Raw genomic sequence first — 14,660 nt, 5'->3', positions numbered from 1 at the left:
GCACGGCGACACCACTGGTGTCCTGTCTCCCGGGCTTTTATCCCGCCGTGTAACCTCTACTGGAGGTCGCCAACTCTCGGACCAGCCACTCGCTGGAAGGCGAGCCGGAACCCTAGTCGGCTATTGCAAATTGTGGTGCCGTGAACCTGAGATGACTCCTGCACCCGATCATTAAAGCGAGAGTTGTGCCAAGTCCCGCAAACCCTTGTGGCGCCTGAGTCGGGCAGGCGCAGGTCGTTTCAGGACGGTCGAGACGTGCACTGAAGCAGGGCGCCGTCTGGCGCCTGGGTGCCGCGTTGGGGCACTAGGTCCGCAATTCGCAGTCTCAGTTAACGTTCTCGGCAGTTTCGGGAACGCCGACCAGCGCCGCTGGTTCGAGCTCTACCGCGGTCCGGGAGGCCGCCATGTATCGACGATTGCTTACCGCTTTGATGACGCTGTCCCTTGCAGGTTGTTACGGAGGTTATTACGAATCAGAGAGCTACACGCAGCCCATCTATAGCAGTGGCTACAGCAGCGGTTACGTGTACGACAGTTATCGCCCGGTCGCTCCGGTGTATTCAGGCGGAGCGGTGTATTACTCCTCGCCGCGTTACTACTCGGCGCCCCGCTACTATGCGCCGCCACCGCGTTATTACGCGCCTCCACCCCGTTATTACGGGCCTGGATACGGAGGTGGCCGTCCCGGATACGGGGGGCGTCCCGGTTATGGCGGTGGCAATTGGAACGGTGGAGGGGGTGGGTACCATGGCGGGGGTGGCTATAACGGTGGCGGCAACGGCTATCGTCCACCGCCCCCAGGTCCGAGACCCGGCGGCGGCAATGGCCCCGGCCCAGGCGGCGGTTGGCATGGCAATCCTGGCGGCGGCGGTGGTGGCGGCGGCCCGCGTCCCGGCTTTGGCCCCGGGGGAGGCGGCCACCGAGGAGACGGCGGTTTCGGCCGTGGCGGCCACGGCGGACCGGGTGGCGGCAATCGCTGAGTCACAACAAAACGGCGCTCCGAGGAGCGCCGTTTTTTATGGGATGAATCTCACGGTTGAGGTGTACCACCTGACGCTTCCCCGGCTAAAGCCAGTCCTGTTAAAGGGTGTTAAAGGGGACTGATTTATTTACAACGCTTCACCGTAAATTAATCTGTCCCCGTTTTCTGAAAATCAAATAAATCAGACCCCTTTTAATATACAGGGGGTACGCATTCCAGTAGTAGGACCGGCTTCAGCCGGGAAGAGGCCCGTTAGAACACCCTCCATGCAGGCATGAACCAACGCCTCAATACTCCGACAAATCCGCCAGCGGGTGTCGGCCTTCCCAGGCTTTTTCGAAATGCGCGTCCACCACCGCCAGAGGAATGTTAGAAATGTCCTGCCAGTGCCAGTGGGGCGTTTGATCCTTGTCGATCAGCCGCGCGCGCACCCCCTCGGCGAACTCAGGATGTCGACAGCAATTCAGGGCCATGGTGTATTCCATCTGAAACACCTCGGCCAACGACAGATGCCGCGCCCGTTCGATCTGCTCCCACACCAGGTGCGCCGTCATCGGGCAGCCATCCGTCAGGGTCTTCGCCGCCTTGGCCAGTAAAAGGTCATCGGCATTCAAATGATGCTTCAACGCATGCCAGGCGCTCGGCGCGTCGGCCACATCCAGCAGCTCATCTACGGTCTCGCGACGAGGCAGCCATTGCGCGGCAGGCATCTGATCCACGGCCTCCAGCTGCAGGGCCCTGAACAGGCTGGTCAGTTGCACCTTCTTCTGCTCCTGCCAATTGAGCTGCAACAGCCGGTCGATCATCTCCTCCTGCTGATCGTCCAGCAGAAAGCGATCGGCGAGCCCTAGATCCAACGCGTCACGGCCGTTGATGTGCGCGCCGGTCAATCCAAGGAACAGCCCCAGTTTCCCCGGCAGTCGCGACAGGAACCAACTGGCGCCGACGTCAGGAAACAGGCCGATGCTGACTTCCGGCATCGCCAGCCGGCTGCTTGGTGTGACGACACGAATGTTCGCCCCTTGCAGCAAGCCCATCCCGCCGCCCAATACATAACCGTGGCCCCAGCAGATCAGCGGTTTGGGGTAGGTGTGCAGCGTGTAATCCAGTCGATACTCCGCCGCGAAAAACTGCGCAGCCAGCGGCGGAACCGTACCGGGCTGACCGCTCCCGGCCTCGACCAGCGCGCGCACGTCACCGCCGGCGCAGAAGGCTTTCTCGCCATTGCCGCGCAGCAACACGCAGACAATTTGCGGGTCGCTCGCCCAGTCGTTCAGTCGGTCCTGCAGCGCAAGAATCATCGGCAGCGACAGGGCATTCAGGGATTTTTCCGCATCCAGCGTGGCGATGCCCAGGCGGGCACCGTCCGTGGCGGTGAGCTCTTCAAATTGCAGATTCATCGTGACCTCTTATCAGTGGTACGGGGATCTCTCGAGGCTTGTGAGTCCTCTCGACGCCCGGAAGTTGCAAACCGGCGGCTGTGAACGAGTGTAGGAAAGCCCACGGTGCGCTGCGCTGGAAATAATCAGCCACAGTCCCTAAAGTTGCGCATTGTTTCTGCCGGATTACACCATGACAAACGACGACCGCATCAAACTGGAGGCCAGCTGGAAGCAGGCCCTGCGCGACGAATTCGAGAAGCCTTACATGGGCGAGCTGCGCGAATTTCTGCGTCAGGAGCATGCGGCGGGCAAGGAAATCTATCCGCCGGGACCGTTGATCTTCAATGCGCTGAACTCGACGCCGCTGGATAACGTGAAGGTGGTCATCCTCGGTCAGGACCCGTATCACGGCCCCAATCAGGCCCACGGCCTGTGCTTCTCGGTGCAGCCGGGCGTGCCGGCGCCGCCTTCGCTGGTCAACATCTACAAAGAGCTCAAGCGCGACTTGAACATCGACATCCCCAACCACGGTTATCTGCAGTCGTGGGCCGAGCAGGGCGTGCTGATGCTCAACACCACGCTCACCGTCGAACGCGCCAACGCCGCCTCCCATGCAGGCAAAGGCTGGCAGCATTTCACCGACAAGATCATCGAAACCGTCAGCGCCCAGCAGCCGCACCTGGTGTTCCTGCTGTGGGGCGCCCATGCGCAGAGCAAGAAAAAACTGATCGATGCATCCAAACACCTGATCCTGACCGCCGTGCACCCATCGCCACTGTCAGCGTACAAAGGGTTTCTGGGCTGCGGCCATTTTGGTCTGACAAACAAGTTTCTGGAGCAGAACGGCCTGGCGCCGATCGAGTGGCGATTGCCAGCCAGCGTCTGACGCAAATGCTTCGTCCGCCGCGAAGTTTCTAGGAGCGCGCCCAACATCTGCGCCGGCCGCAGATCCCGATGTAGGAGCCTGGCTTGTCCCGCGATCGGCCGGGAACCGGTCGTGGAATGGGCGCATGGGGTGGATCAGGGAAGAAATCGATGGCTGGTGTGCTGCCGCTGCGCGCCAGATCGCGGGACAAGCCACGCTCCTACAATTTTTTGCCTGCGCAGGCCTTGCGATCCCAATACCGAAACAACGGCTCGGCCAGAAACAACACGAACAACAACCGCATCACCTGCATCGCCGTCACCAGCGGAACCGACAGTTGCAGCACCTCCGCCGTTAGGCTCATTTCGGCAATCCCGCCGGGCATCATCCCCAGCGTCAACGAGCGCAAGTCCAGATGGGTCAACGCGCTCAGCCCCAGTGCGCACAACGCCGCGATGCTCATCGTCAGCGCCGTCCCCAGCAACGTGCGGCCGATGAATGACGGCGCGCGACGGAAGAACGCGCGGTTGAAGTGGCAACCCAGGCCGCTGCCGATCAGCCATTGCCCCAACTGACTGCCGCCCTGAGGCAGGCCGATGTGCAGATCGAAACTGACGCTGATCACCGCACTGATCAGTAAAGGCCCGAACAGCCACGGATTGGGCTGTTTCAACCGCTGCCAGCCCCAGGCCACCAGCGCGCCCAGCGGAAACAGCAGCATCAGCCACCGCCAGTCCACCACCGTCGCGTGGGACGGCGCGCCGCCGTCGCCCATCAGATATTTGAAGATCGCCGGCACGCACAGCACCACCGCCAGCACCCGCAGGCTTTGCCCGGCGGCGACGTTGCTGAGAATCGCGCCGTTGCGTGCGCCAAGGTTGACCATTTCGCCCGAGCCGCCGGGCATGCTGGAAAAGAACGCCGTCGCGCGGTCCTCGCCGGTGCGCAGCATCAGCCACACGCCCACCACGCTGGAGACGCTGGTGACCAGCGCACCGATAAAAATCAGGCCGAAATGGGAAAGGACTTGTTCGATGACCACGGGGGTGAAGTGCAGGCCGATGCCGATCCCGACCACCCATTGGCCGCATTTGCGGCCGCCGGGGATTTCAGCCAGCTGCCAGGGCGTGAGGCAGCGGACCAGAATGATCGCCAGTAACGAGCCGACCATCCAGGGCAGTGGCCAGCCGACCTGACTGGCGAGAAATCCCCCCAGCAGGCCGACCAGCGGTGTGCCCCACCACGTGCTGAATGGCCGGTCAGACATCGGCCAGCGCGCGACGCTGCCTGGAGCGCTTGCGCCAGATGCGGATCAGCGGGAACACCAGCATGAACGCCGTCACTACCCACATGCCCAGGGTGATCGGGCTCGACCACAGAATCTCCAGGCCGCCGTTGGAAATCGACAGCGCGCGACGCAGGTTCTGCTCCATCAGCCCGCCGAGGATGAACCCCAGCAGAATCGGCGACAGCGGGAAATCCAGCTTGCGCAGGATGTAGCCGAAGATGCCGATGCCGACCATCAGGAACAAGTCGAAGGTGGTGGCATGCACCGCGTAGACGCCGATCCCGGTGATGATCGCGATCACTGGCACCAGTGCCCAGTTCGGCACCGACAGGATGCGGGTGAAGATGCGGATCATCGGGATGTTGAGGATCACCAGCATGATGTTGGCGACGAACAACGACGCGATCAGGCCCCAGACGATGTCCGGTTGCTGTTGAAACAGCAGTGGCCCCGGTGTGATGTTGTACAGCGACAGGGCGCCGATCATCACTGCCGTGGTGCCCGAACCCGGAACGCCCAGCGTCAGCATCGGCACCAGCGCGCCGCAGGCCGTTGCGCCAATGGCGGTTTCCGGCGCCGCCAGACCGCGCATGTCGCCCTGTCCGAACTTGCCACTTGCGCCGGCGATGCGTTTCTCGGACATGTAGGTCACGGCGCTGGCCAGCGTTGCCCCGGCACCCGGCAGCACGCCCATGATGAAGCCCATCAGACCGCAACGGATGTTCACCCAGAACACCGAACTGGCTTCCTTGAAGTTGAACATCATGCGCCCGGTGGCTTTCACCGCTTCCTGGCCGCGATGGGTTTTCTCCAGCAACAACAGGATTTCGCTGATCGAGAACAGGCCCAGCACCAGCACGACGAATTGAATGCCGTCCGCCAGATGGATGTTGTCACCGGTGAAGCGGTACACGCCGCTGTTGGCGTCGATACCGATGCTCGACAGAAACAGCCCGATCAACGCCGCCACAAAGGTTTTCAGCGGTCGATCGCCGGCCATGCCGCCCAGGCAGACGATGGCGAACACCATCAGCACGAAGTACTCCGCCGGCCCGAAGGCAATTGCCCATTTCGCCAGCAGCGGCGCGAACATGACCATGCCGCAGGTGGCGATGAACGCGCCGATGAACGAACTCCATGCCGACAGCGACAACGCCACGCCGGCCATGCCCTGACGTGCCATCGGGTAGCCGTCCAGCGCGGTCATCACGGTCGATGCTTCGCCCGGAATGTTCAGCAGAATGGAGCTGATGCGGCCGCCGTATTCGCAGCCCAGGTACACCGCTGCCAGCAGGATTAACGCCGATTCCGGCGGCAGGCCCAACGCGAATGCGATCGGGATCAACAGCGCCACGCCATTGATCGGACCCAGGCCGGGCAGCAGGCCGACGACGGTGCCGATCAGCGTGCCGGAAAGGGCGGTGATCAGGTTGTAAGGGGTCAGCGCGACGCCGAAGCCCTGGCCGAGATAGCCGAGAGTGTCCATATCAGTTCTCCAGAACGTCGAGCAGGCCGAGGGGCAGGGGCACATCCATCACTTTGTCGAACAGCACGTACAGCGCGATGCTCATGAAGGTGATGATCACGACGCTTGGCAGCCAGCGGCCACCGTACAGGCGCGCCATGGGGATGCCGATCAGAATGCTGCTCAGCACGAAGCCCAGCGGCTCGAACAACCCGGCGAATACCAGCAACAGCAGGGTGCAGATGCCGATTTTGATCAGCGTCGGACGGTCCAGCGCCGGTTCTTCCTCGGAGTGCACGATCGGTGTCGGACGGATCGCCATGTACAGCAGCGAGATGCCCATCAGCGCCAGCATCAGCAGCGGGAAAGCGCGAGGGCCGACAGGTTCGTAGGAAAACGGCGCCTGATAAGGCCATGCCATCATGGCGAGGCCGATACAGACCAGCAGCAGCACGACGGCGAAAATGCGTTGTATAACCATGGAAAGCTCCCGGATCACGCCACCGCGCAGGCGGCGCAATCCTCAGTCAATCGAGTACGCTTCGATGGGTTCAGTCACTGAATCAGGCCGAATTCCTTGGCCAGCGTTTTGTACTCGGCGACGCGGGTTTTCACGTACTTGTCCAACTCTTCACCGGTCATGGCGAACGGGAACAGCTCACGCTGATCGCGCAGCTTGGCGAAGTCTTCCGAGGCCAGCAGCTTGTCGAATGCCGCTTTCCACCAGTTGTATTCCTCGTCCGACACCTTTGGCCCCAGATAGAAGCCGCGCACCACCGGCCAGACGATGTCGTAGCCCTGTTCCTTGGCGGTCGGAATGTTCTTCATTTCCGGCTCGTCCAGACGCTCTTCAGAGAACACTGCCAGCAGGCGCATGTCGCCGCTGAGAATGTGCGGCATGGAGTCGGAAATGTCGGTGGAGCCCACTTGGATGTGGCCGCCGAGCAGGGCAGTGGCGATTTCACCGCCGCCTTCGAGGGCGACATAACGCAGCTCCCGCGGGTTGATGCCGGCCGCTTTGGCGATGAGTGCGGTCTGCATCCAGTCCTGGCTGCCCACGGTGCCGCCTGAGCCGATGACGACTTTGCCCGGGTCGGCTTTCAGCGCTTTAACCAGATCGTCGAGGTTCTTGTAAGGCGAGTCAGCCTTGACTGCGATCGCGCCGTAGCTGGTGCCGACGGCGGCCAGCCAGCGCACGGCGTTTTCATCGTAACGGCCGAATTTGCCCTGCGCCAGGTTCAGCAGCGAGCCGCTGGACCAGGCCACCAGCGTGCCGGCGTCGGCAGGGCGCTGGGCGACCACCGCGTTGTACGCCACGGCGCCGACGCCGCCTGGCATGTAGGTGACGCGCATCGGTTTGGAGAGGATTTTCTCGTTGATCAGCGCGCTCTGCGCCAGTTTGCACGTCAGGTCGAAGCCACCGCCGGGGGAAGCCGGCGCGATGCATTCAGGACGATTGGGCTCGGCGGCCCACAATTGGGTGGCCATCAGCATGCAGCTGGCGGCAACGCTGATTTGGCGCAACGATAGGTTCATGGTCCGTCTCCAGAGGAGTTGTTGTTTTAATGGGGGCAGGCGGTTGTACGTTTGTCAGGCAGTCGTCCCACAACCTTGAGAAGGAGTGGGCCGACGCAATGCGGACGTGACGAAACACCGCGCAACAGGGCTGCGAGGTGAACAGTAAACACAATGGGATTCTGACGGCACGAGGGCCGATGATGGCAGTGAGGGCATCACTGATGACTCCGATATTGTTTTTATTGTTGAAAACGCATCAAGGCGTTTTTCGTCACGGCCCTGGCATCAGCAGCGTCGCGCGGGACGCAATCGTGACAAGTCGTAACGGGATCCTAATCAGCGAAGCTTTCGTGAACCTTTCAACTACCTTTCAGGAAGCTTTCAACTGATCCGCCTCAAGCGCAGGAGGTGGCTGTTCCCGCGCGCCGGACCTTCACAGACGACGGCGCCCCTGTAAACTCGGCCCATAAAATGCCCACTCTGGAGAAGTCGATGCGTGTCCTGCTCGTCGAAGATCATCTGCAACTGGCTGAAAGTGTCGCGCTGGCCCTCAAGAGCAGCGGCATGACCGTTGACGTTCTGCACGACGGCGTCGCAGCTGATCTGGCCCTGAGTAGCGAAGAATATGCCGCGGTGGTGCTCGACGTCGGCCTGCCGCGCATGGACGGCTTCGAAGTGCTGGCGCGTCTGCGGGCGCGGGGCAAGAACACGCCCGTGCTGATGCTGACGGCCCGCAGCGACGTCAAGGACAGGGTCCACGGCCTCAACCTCGGCGCCGACGACTACCTGGCCAAACCCTTCGAGCTGTCCGAGCTGGAAGCGCGGGTCAAGGCGTTGTTGCGCCGTAGCGTACTGGGTGGCGAACGCCAGCAACGCTGCGGGGAGCTGGTCTACGACCTCGACACCCGCCGCTTCACCTTGGGCGAAGAACTCCTCACGCTGACCTCCCGCGAGCAATCGGTGCTTGAATCGCTCATCGCCCGGCCCGGTCGGGTGATGAGCAAGGAGCAACTGGCGGCCCAGGTATTCGGCCTGGACGAAGAGGCCAGCGCCGACGCCATCGAAATCTACGTGCACCGTCTGCGCAAGAAGCTCGACGGGCACCCGATTGCGATCGTCACGTTTCGGGGTCTGGGTTATCTGCTGGAAAGCCGGGATGCTTAATCCGTTCCCTTCAGCGGAAAACAGCCTGCGCTGGCGCTTGCTGTGGAACCTCGGTCTGCTGCTGGTGGTGCTGATGATCGCCAGCGGCATGAGCGCCTACTGGAACGGACGCGAAGCGGCAGACACTGCTTACGATCGCACCTTGCTGGCTTCGGCGCGGACCATCGCTGCCGGGTTGTCGGAACGCGACGGCACCCTCAGCGCCGACGTACCGTATGTGGCCCTGGACACCTTCGCCTACGACAGCGCGGGGCGCATCTACTACCAGGTCAACGACATCAATCAGAAGCTCATTTCGGGCTACGAAAACATTCCCGCGCCGCCCCAAGGCACGCCGCGCACCGACGCCTATCCGGCGCTCGCCAAGTTCTACAGCGCGCGTTATCAGGGGCAGGATGTGCGAGTGGTGAGCCTGCTCAAGGCCGTGAGCGAGCCGAACATGAACGGCATGGCCGAGATTCGCGTGGCGGAAACCGAAGAGGCGCGGGTCGACATGGCCCAGGCCCTGATGGCCGATACCCTGCTGCGTCTGGGCATGCTCGGCAGCGGCGCTCTGCTGCTGGTCTGGTTCACGGTCAGCGCCGCGTTGCGACCCCTGGACCGCTTGCGCACGGCGGTGGAAGAACGCCAGCCTGACGATTTGCGCTCGTTGCCGCTGGTCGAAGTGCAGCACGAGCTGCGTCCGCTGGTCAGCTCCCTCAATCACTTCACCGAACGGCTGCGCATGCAGTTCGAGCGTCAGGCGCAATTCATCGCCGACGCCGCCCATGAATTACGCACGCCGCTGGCTGCATTAAAGGCGCGGCTGGAGCTGGGGCTGCGTGATCAGGAGCCTGCGGCGTGGCGTAACACGCTGGAGAGCGCCGCCTCCGGCACCGACAAACTGACCCACCTGGCCAACCAGTTGCTGTCGCTGGCACGCATCGAAAATGGCGCGCGGGCCATTGCGGAGGGCGGCGCACAATTGCTCGACCTCAGTCAGCTGGCCCGGGAGCTGGGCATGGCCATGGCGCCGCTGGCCCATGCACGGGGTGTGGCATTGGCGCTGGAAGCCGACGAGCCGGTGTGGATGCGCGGCGAACCCACGTTGCTCAACGAACTGCTGAGCAACCTGGTGGATAACGCCCTGGCTCATACCCCGGCGGGCGGCAACGTGATTTTGCGTGTTCATGCGCCGTGTGTGCTTGAAGTCGAGGACGACGGCCCCGGCATCCCCGCCCACGAGCGCGAGCGAGTGTTCGAGCGCTTCTACCGGCGTAATCAGCAGAGCAAGGGTTCCGGTCTGGGGTTGGCGATCGTGGGGGAGATCTGCAGGGCACACCTGGCGCGTATCACCTTGCATGACGGCGCACAGCGGGGCTTGAAAGTGAGGGTGAGCTTTATGGTGCCGGAGTCGGGGCTGGTGGGACTGGTTTGACCGGTTAGGTCAACAGGATCAGTACAACAGCGTCATTGCCTGGTTCATCTCATTGATCAGCCCGCCATCGGCCATGTTCAGGCCCAACCGCGCCACGGCCGGCACGGCCTGAAACTGCAGATTCGAGTACGGCGTGCCGTTCATTTCGTGAATGTGAATCGTCGCGACCTGGACCAGATCCACGTAGTCAGCCTGACCCGAGACACGGCTGAAATTCTGGAATTCCCGGGGCACGATCGCCAGGCCGTCCGGGAAATCCCATGAGCGCAGCAGCCGCTCGCCGATGATTGGATGGATGCGTTCGATAACATGATTGAGGCTGATCGGGTCGGCGAGCAACTCGTAGTTGTCCTCGGCGTACGTCAGGATCGGCAACACACCAATCAGGTGGATGAGCCCGGCCAGCGTGGCCTTGTCAGCCTTGAGGCGCGCACTGCGGTAACTGAGGACATTACACACCCCGGCCACCTGCATGCTGAGTTTCCAGATGTCGCGCATCTTGGTTTCGATGACGTCGGATTTGGCGTGAAACATCTGCTCCACCACCAGCCCGATGGCCAGGTTACAGCTGTAGTTAACGCCCAGCCGTCGGACCGCCGTCAGCACGTCGCTGACTTCGAAATTGGGCCGCAGCAGGGGGCTGTTGACGACTTTGATCAGCCGTGCGGAAAGCGCGGTGTCGCTGCCGATGACCTTGCTCAGTGCAGCAATGGAGATTTCCGAGTCTTCCGCCGCGAGGCGGATTTTCAGTGCAACTTCGGGGAGAGTTGGCAGAAACAGAGCATCCTTGTCGATCGCCTTGATCAGATCCCTCTGCACTTCGTCAGCCATGCTACTCATATTGGATCTCTGGACATTGCATTCCGGCCAACGGCCGTCCACACGAGGGGACGGCGCTGGCAACTACGCCGACGTCTTGCACATGCCTCAACCGGGTTCAACGCTGTGTTTCGAGCTTCGCGTCGAGGGTGTATGGCAATTCGCTCATTTGCAGGGCCTCGCCATCTGCCGCACCCAGATGGATCCGGCCATCTTCCGCCGCATCCGCCTGCAAGACCGCCAGCACCTCGATCCCGACATCAGACCGGGCCGCGATCACAACGTTGCCTACTGCGCTTGAATGAACCGGCGAAAACAGTGCAGCCCCCGGTTCAGGCAGTTCTGTGCTGCCCATGGTCAGGCGGTACAGCCGGCGTTTCAGCTTGCCGAGGTACTGCATGCGCGCCACGATCTCCTGGCCGGTGTAGCAACCTTTCTTGAAACTCACACCGCCCACGGCTTGCAGGTTGATCATCTGTGGAATGAATTCTTCGCGAGTCTGCCCGACCACCTGGCCGATGCCGGCGCGAATCTGCCCCAGCAACCAGTCGTTGAGCGGCTCTTGCGGCACGTGGGAGATCAGCCGGCTGCGCACGTCATCGGCCTGCTCGGCACGTACCCACAATTCGGCGCGGGCAGGGGAGACGCGAATGGCGATGAGGTCATTGGCGCGGACCACCGAGTCGGTCTCCTGCGCAAGGTCGAGGCCAAGGCTGACCAGTGCCCCGTCGCCATCCTGCAAGCCGAATCGCACCCAGGACACGCTTTCGTCGGTCAGTTTGGATTTGGAGAAGACAGCGTATTTCTTCAGGTCCAGCAATTGCGCTTCGATCAGCTCGCTGGCCATCGCCAGCAGCACGCCATCACCTTCGAGCAGGATGCGGAAGCTCGACTGCATGCGGCCCTTTTGCGTGCAGCGCGCACCGAGGGTGGCTTTGCCTTCGCTCAGGTAGTCGATGTTGCAAGTCAGTTGGCCTTGCAGGAATTTGCCGGCATCCACGCCGCGAACGGCGAGCACACCTTCATGGGACAGGGGGCAGAAAAATGCTGGAACGGCCATGAGTCATCGCAGGGTAGAAGTCTGGGGCACCATCATAGTGCCGCGTGTCGTTAATGGGTATACGCAAAAAGCTGCGACTAACTGCAAGTACGCCCCGGGACGATGCGCCTGTATACTCGCCGGCAAATTCGAGGAGCCCTCCATGGTCGAAGATGTTGAACTCAATCGCCTCTTTTGGCACAGCCGTCGCGGCATGCTCGAGCTGGACGTATTGCTGGTGCCGTTCGTCAAAGAAGTCTACCCGACGCTCAATCAGGTCGATCGCGACCTCTACGTGCGCCTGCTGACCTGTGAAGATCAGGACATGTTCGGCTGGTTCATGCAGCGCGCGGAATCCGAAGATCCGGAGCTGCAACGCATGGTTCGGATGATCCTGGACCGTGTCCAGCCGAAGTGATCGCTTCGAATGCCGTTGGCAGCCTTCCCGGGCGCTGCTGACGGCGTACCTCGTCACGCAAATCCTTGCGCTGGCGTCGACCGTTTTCCTTTCAATTCCCTTGTGGGCAAAAGCCATCGGCGTCTTGCTGTGCGCATTGCACGCAGCACGCAGTCTCCGGACGTTCATTCTGCTGGACCGGCCTCAGTCATCTACGGGGCTGCGCCGTGACGGCAGCGGCTGGGCGTTGTGGAGCGAGGAGGGCGGCTGGCAACCGGTGCAGCTGCGCCCCGACAGCCTGGCGCTGCCGCACCTGGTTGTGCTGCGTTTCAGGCGGATGACGGGCCATTGGCTGAGCCGCATGTGGGTGCGAAGCCTGTGCATCCCGGCAGACGCCATGGCCCCGGACAGTCACCGACGCCTGCGTTTGCGCCTGAAGTTCAGCCGGCGAAGGTGGGCGGCACCAGAATAGTGTCCAGCGCTTCGGGCAGCATGTCGGGGTAATCCAGCGTGTAGTGCAGACCGCGGCTTTCTTTGCGCGCCATCGCTGAAGCAATCATCAGCTCTGCCACTTGGGCCAGGTTGCGCAGCTCGATCAGATCGCGACTGACCTTGTAGTTGCTGTAGAACTCGTCGATTTCGTCCAGCAACAGCCGCACCCGATGCTGGGCGCGCTGCAGACGCTTGTTGGTGCGCACGATGCCCACGTAGTCCCACATAAACCGACGCAGCTCATCCCAGTTGTGGGCGATGATCACGTCTTCGTCGGAATCGGTCACCTGGCTCGAATCCCATGCCGGCAGATTTTGCGGCTGGGGGACGTGCTCAAGCTGAGTCACGATGTCTGCCGCAGCCGAGCGGGCGTACACGAAGCACTCCAGCAGCGAGTTGCTGGCCATGCGGTTGGCGCCGTGCAGGCCGGTGAAGCTGGTCTCGCCGATCGCATACAGTCCAGGCACATCGGTGCGGCCCTGTTGGTCAACCATAACGCCGCCACAGGTGTAGTGCGCCGCCGGCACCACCGGAATCGGTTGACGGGTGATGTCGATACCGAACGTGAGGCAACGCTCGTACACGGTCGGGAAGTGGCTCTTGATGAAGTCTTCGGACTGGTGACTGATGTCCAGAAACACGCAGTCGGCGCCCAGGCGTTTCATCTCGTGGTCAATCGCCCGGGCAACGATGTCACGGGGAGCCAGTTCGGCCCTTGGGTCAAAACGCTGCATGAAGCGTTCGCCATCGGGCAGCTTCAGGTAAGCGCCTTCGCCGCGCAGGGCTTCGGTAATCAGAAAGCTCTTGGCCTGGGGGTGGTACAGGCAGGTGGGGTGGAACTGGTTGAACTCCAGATTGCCCACGCGGCAGCCCGCGCGCCAGGCCATCGCTATGCCGTCGCCGCAAGCGCCGTCTGGGTTGCTGGTGTAGAGGTAGACTTTCGCCGCGCCGCCGGACGCCAGAATGGTGAAACGCGCGCTGTGGGTGTCGACCTCTCCCGTCAAACGATCCAGCACATAGGCGCCCAGGCAACGCTGCCCTTGCAGGCCCAGCCGGGACTCGGTGATGAGATCGACTGCCACGCGCTGTTCCAGCAATTCGATATTGGGGCGTGCGCTGGCCTGCGCCAGCAATGTGCGGAAGATCGCCGCGCCGGTGGCGTCGGCGGCATGAATAATCCGGCGATGGCTGTGCCCCCCTTCGCGGGTGAGGTGAAACTCGAAGCCGCCGTCCACGACGGTCGAGGGGTCATCGCGGGTAAAGGGCACGCCAAGGTCGATCAGCCATTGGATGGCCTCGCGGCTGTGCTCGACGGTAAACCGGACTGCGTCCTCATGGCACAGGCCGCCGCCCGCGTTGAGGGTGTCTTCCACGTGTGACTGTATGGTGTCGGCGTCATCCAGCACCGCCGCAACGCCGCCCTGAGCCCAGAACGTCGAGCCGTTCGCCAGATCGCCTTTGCTGAGGACCGCCACGCGCAAATGCCCGGGCAGTGTCAGTGCAAGACTCAAACCGGCTGCGCCGGAGCCTATTACCAATACGTCGTGCTGGAAATGCTGACTCATCTCAGGTACCGGCGTCTAAATGGCCACTAGTATAAGCAAGTGTGGAACGGCACAATGTCCGCGCTTTATGGCAACGGTGAATCACGGTGGGAGCGGAGTGTGCGCCAACTCGCAATCTCCCGCACCCCGTTTGATGGATGCGATCTTTCCCACAGCTTCATATGGATTGAGTCCTACAACTGACGGGGGATGTGTCTTACGGCCAATAATGAACGATGGGAACTTTTCACGAACCCGCACGTTCAATAGTGGGTTGCCCATAAAGGA

The 14,660-nt window shown here is 62.1% G+C and carries 14 protein-coding genes and 1 riboswitch; of the genes, 6 read left to right on the top strand and 8 right to left on the bottom strand.

Going from position 1 to position 14,660, the window contains the following annotated elements:
• Positions 1-24: 24 nt before the first annotated feature.
• Positions 25-127, bottom strand: a riboswitch (guanidine-I (ykkC/yxkD leader).
• Between the two features lie 722 nt (positions 128-849).
• Positions 850-1,104, top strand: coding sequence for a hypothetical protein (locus tag QWI18_RS05855; RefSeq protein WP_369318398.1), 255 nt, complete (start codon positions 850-852; stop codon positions 1,102-1,104).
• A 165-nt stretch (positions 1,105-1,269) separates the two neighbouring features.
• Here QWI18_RS05855 and QWI18_RS05850 read toward each other — a convergent pair whose 3' ends face one another.
• Positions 1,270-2,382 carry an enoyl-CoA hydratase/isomerase family protein gene (locus QWI18_RS05850; protein ID WP_369318397.1) on the bottom strand — a complete coding sequence of 371 codons (1,113 nt, stop codon included), beginning with the start codon at positions 2,380-2,382 and terminating at the stop codon, positions 1,270-1,272.
• Between the two features lie 172 nt (positions 2,383-2,554).
• Between QWI18_RS05850 and ung the strand changes: the two genes are divergently transcribed.
• Positions 2,555-3,250 (top strand): uracil-DNA glycosylase, encoded by a 696-nt coding sequence (gene ung, locus QWI18_RS05845; protein WP_065993194.1) that lies wholly within the window; start codon positions 2,555-2,557, stop codon positions 3,248-3,250.
• A gap of 199 nt (positions 3,251-3,449) precedes the next feature.
• On the opposite strand, the gene QWI18_RS05840 is transcribed toward ung, so the two are convergent.
• From QWI18_RS05840 to QWI18_RS05825, 4 genes are all read right to left on the bottom strand, one after another.
• A complete protein-coding gene (locus QWI18_RS05840) occupies positions 3,450-4,496 on the bottom strand; it encodes an AbrB family transcriptional regulator (RefSeq protein WP_192135232.1) in 1,047 nt (348 codons plus the stop codon).
• A complete protein-coding gene (locus tag QWI18_RS05835; RefSeq protein WP_065992418.1) occupies positions 4,489-6,003 on the bottom strand; it encodes a tripartite tricarboxylate transporter permease in 1,515 nt (504 codons plus the stop codon). Before QWI18_RS05835 ends, QWI18_RS05840 begins: the two co-directional genes overlap by 8 nt.
• Position 6,004: 1 nt before the next feature.
• Complete coding sequence (locus QWI18_RS05830) at positions 6,005-6,463, bottom strand: tripartite tricarboxylate transporter TctB family protein (RefSeq protein WP_108122261.1); 459 nt, start codon at positions 6,461-6,463, stop codon at positions 6,005-6,007.
• A gap of 74 nt (positions 6,464-6,537) precedes the next feature.
• Complete coding sequence (locus QWI18_RS05825; RefSeq protein WP_065992422.1) at positions 6,538-7,518, bottom strand: tripartite tricarboxylate transporter substrate binding protein; 981 nt, start codon at positions 7,516-7,518, stop codon at positions 6,538-6,540.
• 474 nt (positions 7,519-7,992) lie between these two features.
• On the opposite strand from QWI18_RS05825, the gene QWI18_RS05820 reads away from it, so the two are divergent.
• Together QWI18_RS05820 and QWI18_RS05815 are read left to right on the top strand one after the other, a co-directional pair.
• Complete coding sequence (locus QWI18_RS05820; protein ID WP_065992426.1) at positions 7,993-8,664, top strand: response regulator; 672 nt, start codon at positions 7,993-7,995, stop codon at positions 8,662-8,664.
• Entirely contained in the window at positions 8,657-10,081 is a 1,425-nt protein-coding gene (locus tag QWI18_RS05815) for a sensor histidine kinase (protein ID WP_065992428.1), read from the top strand. The genes QWI18_RS05820 and QWI18_RS05815 overlap by 8 nt, the downstream gene beginning before the upstream one ends.
• An 18-nt stretch (positions 10,082-10,099) precedes the next feature.
• Here QWI18_RS05815 and QWI18_RS05810 read toward each other — a convergent pair whose 3' ends face one another.
• Both QWI18_RS05810 and QWI18_RS05805 read right to left on the bottom strand, forming a co-directional pair.
• A complete protein-coding gene (locus QWI18_RS05810) occupies positions 10,100-10,921 on the bottom strand; it encodes an HDOD domain-containing protein (protein WP_065992430.1) in 822 nt (273 codons plus the stop codon).
• Between the two features lie 97 nt (positions 10,922-11,018).
• Positions 11,019-11,960 (bottom strand): folate-binding protein YgfZ, encoded by a 942-nt coding sequence (locus tag QWI18_RS05805; RefSeq protein ID WP_369318396.1) that lies wholly within the window; start codon positions 11,958-11,960, stop codon positions 11,019-11,021.
• Positions 11,961-12,102: 142 nt separating this feature from the next.
• On the opposite strand from QWI18_RS05805, the gene QWI18_RS05800 reads away from it, so the two are divergent.
• Positions 12,103-12,357 carry a succinate dehydrogenase assembly factor 2 gene (locus QWI18_RS05800; RefSeq protein WP_065992433.1) on the top strand — a complete coding sequence of 85 codons (255 nt, stop codon included), beginning with the start codon at positions 12,103-12,105 and terminating at the stop codon, positions 12,355-12,357.
• On the top strand, positions 12,341-12,808 hold the full coding sequence (locus QWI18_RS05795) for a protein YgfX (RefSeq protein ID WP_065992438.1): 468 nt from the start codon (positions 12,341-12,343) through the stop codon (positions 12,806-12,808). Before QWI18_RS05800 ends, QWI18_RS05795 begins: the two co-directional genes overlap by 17 nt.
• On the opposite strand, the gene nadB is transcribed toward QWI18_RS05795, so the two are convergent.
• Positions 12,777-14,393 carry an L-aspartate oxidase gene (gene nadB / locus QWI18_RS05790; RefSeq protein WP_296306371.1) on the bottom strand — a complete coding sequence of 539 codons (1,617 nt, stop codon included), beginning with the start codon at positions 14,391-14,393 and terminating at the stop codon, positions 12,777-12,779. The two genes, QWI18_RS05795 and nadB, sit on opposite strands and share 32 nt — an antisense overlap.
• Between the last annotated feature and the right edge of the window lie 267 nt (positions 14,394-14,660).

Source organism: Pseudomonas sp. W2Oct36 (assembly GCF_041060465.1).
In the GTDB taxonomy this organism is placed as follows: Bacteria; Pseudomonadota; Gammaproteobacteria; order Pseudomonadales; family Pseudomonadaceae; genus Aquipseudomonas; species Aquipseudomonas graminis_B.
This window is presented reverse-complemented; position numbering and strand designations above follow the sequence as displayed.

Excerpts from the sequence above, each read along its gene's own strand:
- QWI18_RS05800 (WP_065992433.1), top strand. The coding sequence starts at position 12,103 with ATGGTCGAAGATGTTGAACTCAATCGCCTCTTTTGGCACAGCCGTCGC.
- QWI18_RS05820 (WP_065992426.1), top strand. The coding sequence starts at position 7,993 with ATGCGTGTCCTGCTCGTCGAAGATCATCTGCAACTGGCTGAAAGTGTC.
- nadB (WP_296306371.1), bottom strand. The coding sequence starts at position 14,393 with ATGAGTCAGCATTTCCAGCACGACGTATTGGTAATAGGCTCCGGCGCA.
- ung (WP_065993194.1), top strand. The coding sequence starts at position 2,555 with ATGACAAACGACGACCGCATCAAACTGGAGGCCAGCTGGAAGCAGGCC.
- QWI18_RS05825 (WP_065992422.1), bottom strand. The coding sequence starts at position 7,518 with ATGAACCTATCGTTGCGCCAAATCAGCGTTGCCGCCAGCTGCATGCTG.
- QWI18_RS05835 (WP_065992418.1), bottom strand. The coding sequence starts at position 6,003 with ATGGACACTCTCGGCTATCTCGGCCAGGGCTTCGGCGTCGCGCTGACC.
- QWI18_RS05855 (WP_369318398.1), top strand. The coding sequence starts at position 850 with ATGGCAATCCTGGCGGCGGCGGTGGTGGCGGCGGCCCGCGTCCCGGCT.
- QWI18_RS05840 (WP_192135232.1), bottom strand. The coding sequence starts at position 4,496 with ATGTCTGACCGGCCATTCAGCACGTGGTGGGGCACACCGCTGGTCGGC.
- QWI18_RS05805 (WP_369318396.1), bottom strand. The coding sequence starts at position 11,960 with ATGGCCGTTCCAGCATTTTTCTGCCCCCTGTCCCATGAAGGTGTGCTC.
- QWI18_RS05815 (WP_065992428.1), top strand. The coding sequence starts at position 8,657 with ATGCTTAATCCGTTCCCTTCAGCGGAAAACAGCCTGCGCTGGCGCTTG.
- QWI18_RS05850 (WP_369318397.1), bottom strand. The coding sequence starts at position 2,382 with ATGAATCTGCAATTTGAAGAGCTCACCGCCACGGACGGTGCCCGCCTG.
- QWI18_RS05830 (WP_108122261.1), bottom strand. The coding sequence starts at position 6,463 with ATGGTTATACAACGCATTTTCGCCGTCGTGCTGCTGCTGGTCTGTATC.
- QWI18_RS05810 (WP_065992430.1), bottom strand. The coding sequence starts at position 10,921 with ATGAGTAGCATGGCTGACGAAGTGCAGAGGGATCTGATCAAGGCGATC.